Below are 12,889 nucleotides of genomic sequence, written 5' to 3' on the forward strand. Positions count from 1 at the left end.
CGATGCCGACGCTGACGGTGAACGGCCGCACCCAGGCGGTCGAGGCCGACCCCGGAACCCCGCTCCTCTACGTGCTGCGCGACGAGCTCGGGCTCAACGGCGCCAAGTTCGGCTGCGGGCTCGGCCAGTGCGGCGCCTGCACGGTCGAGGTCGAGGGCCGCGCGGTCCTGTCCTGCCTCACGCCGATCGGGGTGCTGGAGGGCCGGCCCGTCACCACCGTCGAGGGGCTGGGGAGCCCGGAGAATCCGGGCCCGCTCCAGGCCGCCTTCATCGCCGAGAACGCGGCGCAATGCGGCTACTGCATCGCCGGCATGGTGATGCGGGCCCACGCCCTGCTGCGCGCGGTCCCGCATCCGACCGAGGCCGAGATCCGCGACGCACTGCGGCTCAACCTGTGCCGCTGCGGCACCCACATGCGGATCCTCGCCGCCGTGCGCCGCGCCGCCGGCACCGAGCCCGCCACCACGGGGGCGACGCCGTGACCGCGCTGACCCGCCGCACGCTCCTCGTCGGCGGCGCGCTCCTCGTCGGGATCGGGCTGCCCCGCGGAGCCGCGGCCGCGTCGCTCCCCGGCAGCCTCGGGCAGGCCCCGCGGATCGAGGCCTGGATCCGGATCGGCGAGGACGGCGCCGTGACGGTGCTCACCGGCAAGGCCGAGCTCGGCCAGGGGATCAAGACGGCGCTGATCCAGGTCGCGGCGGAGGAGCTGGGGCTGGAGCCGGCGTCCTTGCGCCTCCAGACCGCCGACACCGAGCTGACGCCGAACGAGGGCTACACCGCCGGCAGCCACTCGATGCAGGACTCGGCGACCGCGATCCGGCACGCCGCCGCGGCGGCGCGGGCGCTCCTCCTCGAGGTCGCCGGGAATCGCCTCGGCCTGCCGCCGGAGGCGCTGCGGGTCGAGGGAGGCAGCATCAATGCGCCGGACGGACGCCGCATGACCCTCGGCGAGATCGCCCAGGAGGTCGAGCTCGATGCAAGCGTGCCCGAGACGGTCGCCTTGCGCGATCCCGCCACCTACACGGTGGTGGGCCGGCCGCTGCCGCGCGTCGACATTCCCGCCAAGGTCGCGGGCGGCGCGGCCTACGTCCAGGACATCCGCGCGCCCGGGATGGTGCATGCCCGCATCGTGCGCCCGCCCCGCCCCGGCGCGCGGCTCGTCAGCGTCGACGCGGAGGCGGTCGCCGCCCGTCCCGGGGTGATCCGGGTGCACCGCGACGGCGACTTTCTCGCAGTGCTGGCCGATCGGGAATACGCCGCCGTGACGGCGATGCGGGCACTCGCCCGCGTCGCGGTCTGGCAGGGCGGCACGAGCGTGCCGGAGCCCGACGCGCTCTTCACCGACCTCGCTGGCCGGTCGGCGAAGCGGACGATCATCCACGAGGCCGGCGCCGACGCGCCGGTGCCGGCGGGGCGCCGGATCACCGCGCAGTACCGCCGGCGCTACCAGATGCACGGCTCGATCGGCCCGTCCTGCGCGGTGGCCGAGTTCGACGGCGACCGGCTCACCGTCTGGTCGCACGCGCAAGGGATGTTCCCCTTGCGCAAGGCGCTCGCCGAGATGCTGTCCCTGCCCGAGGAGCAGGTGCGCTGCATCCACGTCGAGGGCTCGGGCTGCTACGGCCACAACGGCGCCGACGACGCGGCCGGCGACGCGGCGCTGCTCGCCCGCGCGCTGCCCGGCCGGCCGGTTCGGGTGCAGTACACCCGCGAGCAGGAGCACCTGTGGGAGCCCTATGGCGGCGCGATGCTGACCGAGGCCTCGGCCGTGCTCGGGCCCGACGGGCGCATCGCCGACTGGGACTACGCGGTGCGCAGCCCGACCCACCTCACCCGCCCGCCCGGGGCCGGCCGGCTGCTCTCGGCCCGGATGCTGGACAAGCCTTTCCCGGCCCCGCCCCCGAAGGCGCTGCCGCAGCCCGAGGGCGGCGGCGACCGCAATGCCATTCCGCTCTACCGCCTGCCCCGCGCGCGGGTGGCGCACGACTTCGTCGCCGACATGCCGCTGCGGGTCTCGGCCCTGCGCAGCCTCGGCGCCTACATGAACGTGTTCTCGATCGAGAGCTTCCTCGACGAGCTGGCCGAGGCCGCCGGCGCCGACCCGGTCGCCTTCCGCTTGGGCCATCTCGACGACCCGCGGGCGCGGGCGGTGGTCGAGGACGCCGCCGCGCGCTTCGGCTGGGGGCAGGCCCTCCCGAGGGGCCGCGGCGCCGGCTTCGCCTTCGCCCGCTACAAGAACCTCGCCGCCTATTGCGCGCTCGCCGTCGAGGTCGAGGTGGCGCACGAGAGCGGCCGGGTCCGGCTGGTGCGGGCGCAGGCCGCGGTCGATGCCGGCCAGGTCGTCAACCCGCACGGCATCCGCGATCAGATCGAGGGCGGGATCATCCAGGCGATGAGCTGGAGCCTGTTCGAGGCGGTGGCGCACGACGCCGACGGCCCGACCAGCCGCGACTGGAGCACCTACCCGATCGCCCGCTTCCCCGACATTCCCGAGCGCCTCGACGTCCAGCTGATCGACCGCCCCGGCCAGCCGTTCCTCGGCGCCGGCGAGGCCGCGCAAGGGCCGACCGCCGCGGCGCTCGCCAACGCGGTCCGGCGCGCCGCGGGGGTGCGCCTGCGCGAATTACCGATGCGGCCGGAGCTGGTGAAGGCGGCGATCGGGGTGTGACGCGGGCCTCGGGCCGCGACCGTCTCAGGCCGCGACTTGGCGCAGGAAGCTCTCGACCTCGGCGTCGAGCCGCGCGGTGAGGCCGTCGACCTCGCGGGCGGCGGCGTCGACCGTGCCGGCGGCGCCGGCCGTCGTGCGGGAGGCGTCGATCACGGTGTCGAAGTCCCGCGTCATGGCGCGGGAGGCGTCTGCCGCCCCGCCGGCGCTGCGGGAGATCTCCTGCGTCGCCGCGCCCTGCTGGGTCACCGCCACGGCGATGCCGGCGGTGGTCTCGTCGATGTGGTGCATCCGGGCGCGGATCCGCGCCAGGGTGGCGGCGGTCTCCTCGGTGGCGCCGCGCAGGCCGGCGACCTGACGGGTGATCTCCTCGGTCGCCCGCGCAGTCTGGCCGGCGAGCGCCTTGACCTCGGCGGCGACCACCGCGAAGCCGCGCCCCGCCGCCCCCGCCCGGGCCGCCTCGATCGTCGCGTTGAGCGCGAGCAGGTTCGTCTGGCTCGCGATGGCATCGATCAGCGCCACGACGTCGCCGATCTGGGCCGAGGCCCGGACCAGATCCCCGACCCGCCCGTCCGCAGCCTCGGCCTCGGCGAGGGTCGAGGCGGTGCTCTCCCGCGCCCGCGCGACCTGGCCGGTGATGTCGCCGACCGAGGCCGACAGCTCCTCGGCGGCGCCCGCCACCGTGGCGACGTTGCCGGCGGCCGCCTCCGACCGGGCCGAGGCCGCGGCGATCGCGCCCTCGGCCGCCTCGGCCTGCGCCGCCATCGCGCCGGCCCGCTCGCTCAAGGCCGCGACGCGCTGCCGGAGCGCCGCGACCAGGGCCGCGACCTCGCCCCGGAAGGCCGCCACCGCGGCGTCGCGCGCGGTGCGTCCCCGCTCCGCGGCCACGCTCCCGCGGCGGCCCTCCTCCTCGAGGGCGAGCGCGCGCCGGCTCGTCTCGCGCAGGGTCTCGAGGGCCTTGGCGACGGCGCCGATCTCGTCGCCGCGCCCGGCATGGCGGATCGGCGTTTCGAGGTCGCCGGCAGCGAGGCCCGAGACCCGGGCGGCGATATCGACGAGGGGCCGCACGAGGCGCCGGGCCGCCAGGGCTGCCGCCACGCAGGCGAGGAGCGCGATCACCCCCGCCGCCAGGGTGACGGCGCGCATTGCCGCCGCGTGGGTCGCGTAGGAATCCTCGACCGGCACGCCGACGTAGAGCACGCCGTTGACCCGGCCCCCGGCGTCGCGGGTGGGCTGGTAGATCGTCTGGAAACGGCGACCGAACAGCGTCGCCTCGCCGCGAAACGCCTCGCCGCGACGCAACGCTCCTTGCGCCGGATGGTCCGCGGCCAGGGCCGTGCCGATGGCGCGCTCGCCGTTCTCCCGGCGCAACGTCGTCGCCCGGCGGAAAAGGCGTCCTTGGCCGGATCGTAGGCGAACACCGTGGCGCTGCCGCCGACATACGCGACCGTATCGTCGACCACCGATGCGTCGGCGAAGTCCGCCAGGGCCGGCGCCGTCACCGCCGTCACCCGCCCGCCCTCGAGCGACGCCGTCGCGCCCGGCACCCGGCCGGCGAAGACCAGGGCGAGGCTGCGGCCGTTCTGCTGCGTCCGCTCCAGGTCCTGCCGCTGCAGGTCGAGCCAGATCTCCCGCGACGCCATCACCCACATCGCCGCCGTCGTCATGACGATCGCGCAGGCGACGATCATGACCAGTTTCGCCGTCATCCCGACGCGGTTCGCCATAGCCCGTTCCTCTGTTTCAGGTAACGGTTACGACAGAAACATTGACGCTTTGTTTCTTGTAGTTACAACGATACATGGGAGGAGGAAATATCTCGCTTTATAATATTTCCCCCGAGCACAAGACGATCGGGCATGGACGGCAGCGGACCGGACGCGGCGCGGGTACAGATTTCAGAAAATTTTCTTAAACTTGAGCAGTGCTGGTCCGCCGACGAGACGGGCGGCGTGGGTCTTCCGGCCTCGCCGTAGACTGGCGACCGGGCCGGGATGCGCTCGGCGACCGTGCGCACGACCTGGGACGTACAATGGCGAGCATAGACTTGAACGTCGTCGGGGATCGTCGCCGGACCGCGCGGTGGTCGATGTCGCGGCCAAAGCACGCGAGGCTCGCCCATGGACGCGGGACCGTCCGGGAAAAGAAACGGCGCGGGTTCCCCCTCTCCCCGCGGCCGGGGAAAGGGGGAGGCCCGCGCCTCATGTTCCCTGGACTGCCTTGCAACGAGCGGGCGGTGCCGCGCCGAAAGGCACGGGCAACGAAACCCTTCTCGGCCCGCGCCTTTCGGCGCGGCGCAGCTCACGCCTTCTTCTTCGCCCGCGCCTTCGGGGCGGCCTTCGCAGCCTTGGCGGCCGCGGCCGTCTCGGCCTCCCGCGCGAGGCGCAGGGCCTTGAGGCGGGCCATGTTGTCGTCGCGGCTGCGCTCCGCGCTGGCGAGGTCCGACCAAGCCTGCGCCGCCATCTCGGCCTGCATCTGGGCCCGCGCCGCGCGGGTCTCGGCCTGTCCGCGCGCGGTGCTGTCTTGGGTCGCCATGACGTCATCCCTCTTGCGAGGCGCGGGCGGGCCGCGGCCTCGGAGGGGCGCCGGGCCGAACGGGCCGCCGAGTGCGGCCCGCCCCCGGCGCCCTCTCCTCATGTAGGGCGCGGCGGACGATTGTCATGCGTTCGCGGTCGATCGGGGCCGCGGAACGGGGTCCGGACGGGTGCGAAGACCCCGAAGACAGAGCCTCAATGGGCGTTCGGGACCTCGGGCCGCGGCTCCTCGGGTGCGTCGCCCGCCAGCGCCTCGGCGAACGGGAATTCCAGCACCACCTCGCCGGCCTCGTCGGTCACCACTAGGCTCGCGGCGAGCAGCCGGTCCTGGTTCCCGCCGTGAAGCATCTTGGGATCGTCGATCATCGCGCGGATGATCGCGCGCGAGGCCTCCCAGGCGTGATCGGGATCGCGCAGTTCTTCGCCGTTCAGATCGGTGATCACGTCCTCGCCGATGTGAGTGTTGAAGAAGTATCGGGGCATGGGCAATCCTTCCGGCCGGACATTGGTCCTACCTGCCCTGTTCGCCCCTCCGGGACCAGTCCCCTGATCGGGTGATGCAATGCCGATTTCGACGCGTTTGCCCGTTTGGGGATCGAGAATGACGAGTCCCATCGTCAACTCCTGTGCAACGCGCCCCGCCGCCCAGGCCCAGTGAGGCTGCAACTTGTGGCGGAGATGAGGCCTCGTGCGCAATCCGGCGCCGAGTGCCCGGCGAGGGTGGCGCGCAAAATCGGCCGGTGGGCATTCAGCCGGCTATCGTCCACTTGCGCCGGGCCGGAGATTCAGATTTCCTGTCCTCGGGACAGGGACGGAACGCTAGGTCAACGAATACCGGCGCCGATCGACCTCGCCCAAGGGAGCCGAGAAACGTCCGATGCTGTGGCGCATCACACACTGGAGTCGCAAGCCGTCCGTCCCCTCCCTCGTCGGCGGGTTCGACCCGATCTACTATCTCGGCAAGAATCCCGACGTGGCCGCCGAGGGCTGCGACCCCCTCGAGCACTACCTGCATTTCGGCTGGCGCGAGGGGCGCGACCCCTCGGCCGAGTTCAGCACCAGCGGCTACCTCTCGGCCAATCCGGACGTCGAGCGGGCGGGCGTGAACCCGCTGCTCCACTACCGCGAGCACGGGCTGGCCGAGCGCCGGCGCGGCTGGCAGAAGCCGGGCGCCTGATCCCAAGGCATTTTCCGACGAACCGGACGTCAATTCGTCGGAAAATGCCTCGAAATCAAAGACTTGCTTCCCCACCCGAGCCGGTCAGCTGCCCCGGTAGGTGCTGTAGGCGTAGGGGGCGATCAGCAGCGGCACGTGGTAATGGCTCAGGCCGGGCCGGACCACGAAGCGCACCGGCACCTCGTCGAGGAAGTCGCCGGCGCCGGTGTCGCCCTGGCCGGCGAAGTACGCGCCGACCGCGAAGACGATCTCGTAGATGCCGGGTACCAGCGCCTCGCCGGCGAGCAGCGGCGCGTCGCAGCGCCCGTCCGCGTTGGTGAGGGTGCGGGCGACCTGCTCCCGGGCGCCGCCGGTGAGGCGCCAGAGCTGCACCGCGACGCCGGCGGCCGGGCGGCCATGGGCGGTGTCGAGCACGTGGGTGGTCAGGCGCGGCGTCTCGGGGCTCGTGGGCATCGACATCGATCGGATCTCCGCTCTCGGCCTCTCGCCTCGGCCCGTCGGGGGTGCCCGAGGGCTGCCGCTCGGTCAAGCGCGGCTTGACCGGCGCCGCCCGGCGCGGCCAGCATAGGCCCGATCCTGCCGGAGCCCCGCATGGCCACGCTTCTCCTGCGCAACGCCGACCGCCTCGTCACCATGGATGCGGCGCGGCGCGAGATCGACCGCGGCTTCGTGCTGATCGAGGGGAACCGGATCGTCGCCGTCGGCGGGCCCGAGGCGGCGCCGGAGACCGCCGACACGGTGATCGATCTCGACGGCCACGTGCTGCTGCCCGGCCTCGTCAACACCCACCACCACATGTACCAGTCGCTCACCCGCGCCGTGCCGGCGGCGCAGGACGCGGACCTGTTCGGCTGGCTGAAGGCGCTCTATCCGATCTGGGCCCGGCTGACGCCCGAGATGGTGCGGGTCTCGAGCCAGACCGCGATGGCCGAATTGATGCTGTCGGGCTGCACCACCTCGAGCGACCACCTCTACCTCTACCCGAACGGCTGCCGTCTCGACGACAGCATCGAGGCGGCGGACGAGATCGGCCTGCGCTTCCACGCCGCCCGCGGGGCGATGAGCGTGGGCGAGAGCGCCGGCGGCCTGCCGCCCGACGCGCTGGTCGAGGACGAGGCCGCGATCCTCCACGACACGCGCCGCCTGATCGAGACCTGGCACGATTCAGGCCCCTACGCGATGCGCCGGATCGTGGTGGCGCCGTGCTCGCCGTTCTCGGTCAGCCCGGGGCTGATGCGGGATGCGGCCGCCCTCGCGCGGGCCTACGGCGTCTCGCTGCACACCCACCTCGCCGAGAACCAGGACGACGTCGCCTACAGCCGCGAGCGCTTCGAGATGACGCCGGCGGAATACGCCGCCGATCTCGGCTGGGTCGGGCCGGACGTCTGGCACGCCCACTGCGTCAAGCTCGACGAGGACGGGATCCGGCTGTTTGCCCGCACCGGCACCGGGGTCGCGCATTGCCCGTGCTCGAACATGCGTCTCGCCTCCGGCATCGCGCCGGTGCCGCGGATGCGCTGCGAAGGCGTGCCGGTCGGCCTCGGCGTCGATGGCTCGGCCTCGAACGATGCCGGCCACCTGCTCGGCGAGGCGCGCCAGGCGATGCTCCTCGCCCGCGTCGGCCACGGCCCGGCTGCGATGACGGCCCGTCAGGCCCTGGAGATCGCGACGCTCGGCGGGGCGAAGGTGCTCGGGCGCCACGATATCGGGGCGCTGGCGCCCGGCATGGCCGCCGATTGCGTTGCCTTCGACCTGCGGGGGCTCGCAACCGCCGGCGCCCTGCACGATCCGGTCGCGGCGCTCGTGTTCTGCGCGCCGCCGGGCGTGGCGCTGAGTGTCATTAACGGGCGGATCGTGGTGCGGGACGGGCGGTTGCTGACGCTGGATACGGGGCTGCTGGCGGAGCGGCACAACGCGTTGAGCCGGCGACTGGTGAACGGGGAGTAGCGGAGCGGATCAGCGACTATCTGCCAACGCCAAGGCCAAGGCCAAGTCCACCGCCGCCTCGGCGTGCAGGGCCGTGGTGTCGAAGAGCGGCACCGGGCTGTCCTCCGGCCTCACCAGCAGCATGATCTCGGTGCAGCCGAGGATGATCGCCTCGGCTCCGTCGGCAGCCAGCCGCGCGATGACCGCCCGGAAGGCCGCGCGCGAGGCCGGCAGCGCCCGGCCCTGAACCAGCTCCTCGTAGATCACCCGGTGCACCTCCTCCCGGTCGTCGACGTCGGGCACCAGCACGTCGAGGCCGTGGCGCGTCGCGAGGCGGCCCTTGTAGAAATCCTGCTCCATCGTGAAGGCGGTGCCGAGGAGGCCGACCCGGGACAGGCCCGCGGCGCGGATCCGCTCGGCGGTCGGGTCGGCGATGTGCAGCAGGGGCAAGCCGATCGCCGCCTGCACCTGATCGGCCATGCGGTGCATGGTGTTGGTGCAGATCACCACGAAGTCCGCCCCGCCCCGCTCCAGCCGCCGGGCGGCCTCGATCAGCGCGTCGGTCGCCTCGTCCCAGCGCCCGGCATGCTGCAGGGCCTCGATCTCGCCGAAGTCGAACGACCACATCAGGCAGCGCGCCGAGCGCAAACCCCCGAGGCGGGCGCGCACCGTCTCGTTGATGATGCGGTAATACTCGGCCGAGCTTTCCCAGCTCATCCCGCCGATCAGGCCGATGACCTTCTGCTGCACGTCCGGTCTCCTCCCGATCGACGGTCCATGCCGGACTGGCCTGCCGCCGGACGCATGGCGGCAGGCACGCTGCCCCTTACTTCGCCAGGGCCGCCAGGATCCGCGCCCAGGAGCGCGTGCCCTTGTGGAAGCTCTGGAGGTCGTACTTCTCGTTCGGCGAGTGGACCCGGTCGTCGTCGAGGCCGAAGCCGACGAGCAGGGTGTCGAGGCCGAGCGTGCGCTTGAAGTCGCCGACGATCGGGATCGAGCCGCCCGAGCCGATCGTCACCGGCGCCCGGCCCCATTCCTCGGCGAGCGCCCCCTTGGCGGCTTCGAGCGCCGGCATGCCGTGCGGGAGCGCCAGCGCCCGCGAGCCCTTGTGGGTGACGACCTCGACCGAGCAATCGGCCGGGATCCGCTCCTCGACGAAAGCCCGGAAGTTGCGGTCGAGCGCCTCGGGGTCCTGGTCGCCGACGAGGCGGAACGAGATCTTGGCGCTCGCCTTCGAGGCGATCACCGTCTTGGTGCCCTCCCCCGTATAGCCGCCGATGATGCCGTTGGCGTCGCAGGTCGGGCGGGACTGGATCTGCTCGATCAGCATTCGGTCGCGCTCGCCGGAGGGCTTGCTCAGGCCAACGGTGCCAAGGAAGTTCTCCGGCGTCAGGTCGAGGCCGCGCCACTGCTCCAGCACCTCGGGCGGCGTGTCGTGCACGCCGTCGTAGAAGCCCGGCACGGTCACCCGGCCCTGGTCGTCGTGCAGGTCGGCGATGATGCGCGAGAGCACCCGGATCGGGTTGGCGGCAGCCCCGCCGAACAGGCCCGAATGCAGGTCGCGGTCGGCACAGGTGACGGTGACCTCGAAATAGGCGAGCCCCCGCAGCGACGAGGTGATGGCCGGGGTGTCGCGGTCCCACATCCCGGTGTCGCAGACGAGCGCCACGTCGGCCTTCAGCTCGTCGCGGTTCGCCGCGACCCACTCGGGCAGGAACTTCGAGCCGTCCTCCTCCGCCCCCTCGATCAGGATCGTGACGCCGACCGGCAATTCGCCGTCGATCGCCTTGAAGGCGCGGCAGGCCTCGACGAAGGTCATCACCTGGCCCTTGTCGTCGCAGGCGCCGCGGGCGCTGATGACCTTGCGGCCGTCGGCCAGCACCGCCATGCGCGGCTCGAACGGCGGCGTCTCCCACTCGTCCAGGGGATCGACCGGCTGCACGTCGTAGTGGCCGTAGAACAGCACGTGCGGCGCGCCGGGCTTGCGGTAGTGGCCGAGCACCACCGGATGGCCGCCGGTCTCGCGCAGGGACGTCTCGAAGCCCATGGCGGCGAGGTCGCCCTTCAGCCACTCCGCCGCCTTCCGGCACTCCGCCGCGTAGGCCGGATCGGTCGAGATCGACGGGATGCGCAGGAAGGCGAACAGCCGCTCCAGGGAATTGTCGAGGTCGCGGTCGATGTCGTTGAGGATCCGGTCAAGCGCGGCCATGCGGTGTCTCCGGTCTGGCCGGGCCCCCTGGCCCGGCGCTCACCGGGCCATCACTAGCGCAGCGGGCCGGCGGCCAGAAGCCGTGGGGCACGGGCGGCGGGCCGCCCCGGGTGCATGGCCGGCGCGACGACGGGGCGCGGGCGCCCGAGCGCCATCGGATCTGCCATCCACAGCGTCATCCCGGGTTCCGCCTTCGCGGCCCCGGGATGACGCAAAGAGGTGCTGGCGTCCGCGCCGGATGACCGGCGCGACGAGCCGACCGGGCTCAGTAGGTCAGACCACCGAGGCCCGGCAGGGCGAGGCCGTTGCCGAAGGCCCAGCGCAGGCCGACCCGGAACTCGTTGGCGGCGATGTCCTTGATGCGGGTGTTCTGGTTGTAGGCGTCGAAGCCGGTCCGCGCCTTGCCGACCTCGAGGTAGCGGTAATTGGCATCGATGCTGACGCCGGCGCCGATCTCGTAGGAGATACCCGCCATCGCCGCCCAGGCGAGGCCGATCGCGGTGTGGTTGGCCCGGGCGTCGAACCCTTGCGCGCCGATATGGGTGTAGCCGTCGACGCCGCTGCCGCAGGCGGTGGTGAAGCAGGTGGTGCCGGTCCAGGCGTCGTGGAAGCGGTTGCTCGCCATGCCGACGCCGGCGCCGACATAGGGGGTGAAGCCCCACCAGGTGCCGAGGTCGACGTAGACGTTGAACAGGCCGGTCAGGACGTCGAGCTTGCCGGCCTCGGTGTTGAAGCCCTCGACGAAGTTGGTGCGCGAGGAATAGTCGCGGAAGCGGCTGCGGGTGCGCCCGTCGACGGTGACGTCGGCACGCAGGAAGCTGTTGAAGCGGTAGCCGATGCCGCCGCCGTAGCCGTCGGTGTTGCCGAGGCGGAAGCCGACGAGCTTGGCGCCGTCGGTGCCCGGCAGGGTGTCGTCCTTCGGGTGGCGGAAGTCGCTCGCCGTGTAGTCGCCGCGCAGGTACCAGCCCGATCCGACCTCGACCGGGGCCGCAAGCGGCGGCGGCGGAGGGGGTGGCGGCAGGAGATCGGCGGCGAGCGCGGGCGCGCCGAAGAGGCCGAGCCCGAGGGCCGCGACCGCGAGACTATGACCGAACCGTGCCATGGGGCGCCCTTTCCTGCCCCATCGGCTCTTCGGCCGGGGCGAATACGCGAAACTGAGAGTTGGGGTCGTTGGCCCGACAATCGACGTGGCGTGGGACGGTGAGCGGCGACTCGACCCCGTTGGTCCGCCGCCGCGATCTCCGGCGCGAGCGCGCCGGAGAGCTCTTCCGCCTCAGTACTTGCGCACCAGCGGCATCATCGGGGGCGGCGGCGGCTCGTAGGCCGCGGCGAGCACGGGCGCGCCGAACATCCAGCGCATGCCGAGCTTGATGTCGTGGGACTCGATGTCCTTGACCTTGATCGGCGTCAGGGTGCTGCCGCAGAAGCAGTTCAGGACGCCGGTGCTGCCCTCGCCGAGGTTGAGGTAGCGGTAGGCCAGTTCGAGCTTCAGGTTCGGCGTGACGGCGTAGGACAGGCCGGCGTGGAGCGCCCAGGCCAGGCTCGTCTTCATCTGGGTCTTGTAGGTGCCGCCGCTGATGTTCTGGTAGCCGTACTTGCCCCAGTCAGGATTGTCCGTGTAGGTGTAGCTGCCGGTGATCTGGCTCGACTCCGACAGGCCGGCGAAGCGGTGGAACGCCGCGCCGACGCCGGCGCCGATGAACGGCGTGACCCCGTAATAGGTGCCGAGATCGGCGTAGCCGTTCACCAGGACGACCGCGGCGGAGTAGTTGCCGTTGGTGCTCTCGTAGGTGGTCTCGTCGTAGTCGCGGCGCAGGCCGGCATCGTCGTAGGTCGAGTATTGCGACTTGATGCGGTCGTTGGTGCGGAAGCCGCTGGAGAAGCGGTACTCGCCGGTCACGTCGCCGCGCAGCCAGGAATTAAACTGGTAGCCGACACCGATGCCCGCGAAGCCGCCGGCGCCGAGATCGGTGTTGTAGTAGTTCACGACGTCCGGGCTCGGCACGGTCGAGAGCTTCGGCCGGGTGTAGATGCTGGCGCCGACATCGCCGCGCAGGTACCAGCCGCCGCCGAACTCGACCGGCGGGGGCGGCAGCGGCGGGGGCGGGGGCGGCAGGAGGTCGGCGGCGTGGACGAGACCCGGCGCAGCCACGCTCGCAGCGAGCGTGAAGATGCGCGCCAGCGCGAGTGGCTTGCTGCGGCCCATGACGGTTCCCTGGTGTGCGGGGCCGCGAGGAGATCGGGCGGCCGTTCCGGAAGACGTCATGACTGTCGCCGGGTTCGGTAAACCCACGCTTAACGTTAAGCCTTAGGCCTGAGAAAGTGTTGCACTTGATTGATCGGGCGGTCCCGTCAGACCTGCCCGCTAAGACGCGGGC

The 12,889-nt window shown here is 72.2% G+C and carries 13 protein-coding genes; 5 read left to right on the forward strand and 8 right to left on the reverse strand.

Features of this window, described 5'->3' with window-relative positions:
- Positions 1–2 precede the first annotated feature (2 nt).
- Both ACS5PV_RS13275 and ACS5PV_RS13280 read left to right on the forward strand, forming a co-directional pair.
- Positions 3–482 carry a (2Fe-2S)-binding protein gene (locus tag ACS5PV_RS13275; RefSeq protein WP_455395786.1) on the forward strand — a complete coding sequence of 160 codons (480 nt, stop codon included), beginning with the start codon at positions 3–5 and terminating at the stop codon, positions 480–482.
- Positions 479–2,668 (forward strand): molybdopterin cofactor-binding domain-containing protein, encoded by a 2,190-nt coding sequence (locus tag ACS5PV_RS13280; protein ID WP_455395787.1) that lies wholly within the window; start codon positions 479–481, stop codon positions 2,666–2,668. The genes ACS5PV_RS13275 and ACS5PV_RS13280 overlap by 4 nt, the downstream gene beginning before the upstream one ends.
- Before the next feature lie 24 nt (positions 2,669–2,692).
- Here ACS5PV_RS13280 and ACS5PV_RS13285 read toward each other — a convergent pair whose 3' ends face one another.
- Positions 2,693–4,036, reverse strand: coding sequence for a methyl-accepting chemotaxis protein (locus ACS5PV_RS13285; protein WP_455395788.1), 1,344 nt, complete (start codon positions 4,034–4,036; stop codon positions 2,693–2,695).
- A gap of 51 nt (positions 4,037–4,087) precedes the next feature.
- Here ACS5PV_RS13285 and ACS5PV_RS13290 point away from each other — a divergent pair, with 51 nt between their 5' ends.
- The gene (locus tag ACS5PV_RS13290; RefSeq protein ID WP_455395789.1) at positions 4,088–4,495 is read left to right on the forward strand and encodes a hypothetical protein; all 408 of its coding nucleotides are present in this window, start codon (positions 4,088–4,090) and stop codon (positions 4,493–4,495) included.
- 471 nt (positions 4,496–4,966) lie between these two features.
- Here ACS5PV_RS13290 and ACS5PV_RS13295 read toward each other — a convergent pair whose 3' ends face one another.
- Together ACS5PV_RS13295 and ACS5PV_RS13300 are read right to left on the reverse strand one after the other, a co-directional pair.
- A complete protein-coding gene (locus ACS5PV_RS13295; RefSeq protein WP_455395790.1) occupies positions 4,967–5,200 on the reverse strand; it encodes a hypothetical protein in 234 nt (77 codons plus the stop codon).
- A gap of 194 nt (positions 5,201–5,394) precedes the next feature.
- Positions 5,395–5,682: a DUF6894 family protein gene (locus ACS5PV_RS13300; RefSeq protein ID WP_455395896.1), complete on the reverse strand. Its 288-nt coding sequence runs from the start codon at positions 5,680–5,682 to the stop codon at positions 5,395–5,397.
- 394 nt (positions 5,683–6,076) lie between these two features.
- On the opposite strand from ACS5PV_RS13300, the gene ACS5PV_RS13305 reads away from it, so the two are divergent.
- Complete coding sequence (locus ACS5PV_RS13305; protein ID WP_455395791.1) at positions 6,077–6,376, forward strand: hypothetical protein; 300 nt, start codon at positions 6,077–6,079, stop codon at positions 6,374–6,376.
- A gap of 84 nt (positions 6,377–6,460) precedes the next feature.
- Here ACS5PV_RS13305 and uraH read toward each other — a convergent pair whose 3' ends face one another.
- Complete coding sequence (uraH, locus tag ACS5PV_RS13310) at positions 6,461–6,835, reverse strand: hydroxyisourate hydrolase (protein ID WP_455395792.1); 375 nt, start codon at positions 6,833–6,835, stop codon at positions 6,461–6,463.
- A 132-nt stretch (positions 6,836–6,967) separates the two neighbouring features.
- Between uraH and ACS5PV_RS13315 the strand changes: the two genes are divergently transcribed.
- Positions 6,968–8,323 (forward strand): 8-oxoguanine deaminase, encoded by a 1,356-nt coding sequence (locus ACS5PV_RS13315; protein ID WP_455395793.1) that lies wholly within the window; start codon positions 6,968–6,970, stop codon positions 8,321–8,323.
- Positions 8,324–8,332: 9 nt separating this feature from the next.
- On the opposite strand, the gene ACS5PV_RS13320 is transcribed toward ACS5PV_RS13315, so the two are convergent.
- From ACS5PV_RS13320 to ACS5PV_RS13335, 4 genes are all read right to left on the reverse strand, one after another.
- A complete protein-coding gene (locus ACS5PV_RS13320) occupies positions 8,333–9,052 on the reverse strand; it encodes an aspartate/glutamate racemase family protein (protein ID WP_455395794.1) in 720 nt (239 codons plus the stop codon).
- A 76-nt stretch (positions 9,053–9,128) separates the two neighbouring features.
- Positions 9,129–10,511, reverse strand: a complete 1,383-nt coding sequence (locus ACS5PV_RS13325; RefSeq protein ID WP_455395795.1) for a M20/M25/M40 family metallo-hydrolase — start codon at positions 10,509–10,511, stop codon at positions 9,129–9,131.
- A 265-nt stretch (positions 10,512–10,776) separates the two neighbouring features.
- The gene (locus tag ACS5PV_RS13330) at positions 10,777–11,613 is read right to left on the reverse strand and encodes an outer membrane protein (RefSeq protein WP_455395796.1); all 837 of its coding nucleotides are present in this window, start codon (positions 11,611–11,613) and stop codon (positions 10,777–10,779) included.
- Positions 11,614–11,784: 171 nt separating this feature from the next.
- Positions 11,785–12,717: an outer membrane protein gene (locus ACS5PV_RS13335; protein ID WP_455395797.1), complete on the reverse strand. Its 933-nt coding sequence runs from the start codon at positions 12,715–12,717 to the stop codon at positions 11,785–11,787.
- Between the last annotated feature and the right edge of the window lie 172 nt (positions 12,718–12,889).

Source organism: Methylobacterium sp. Gmos1, from assembly GCF_053764715.1.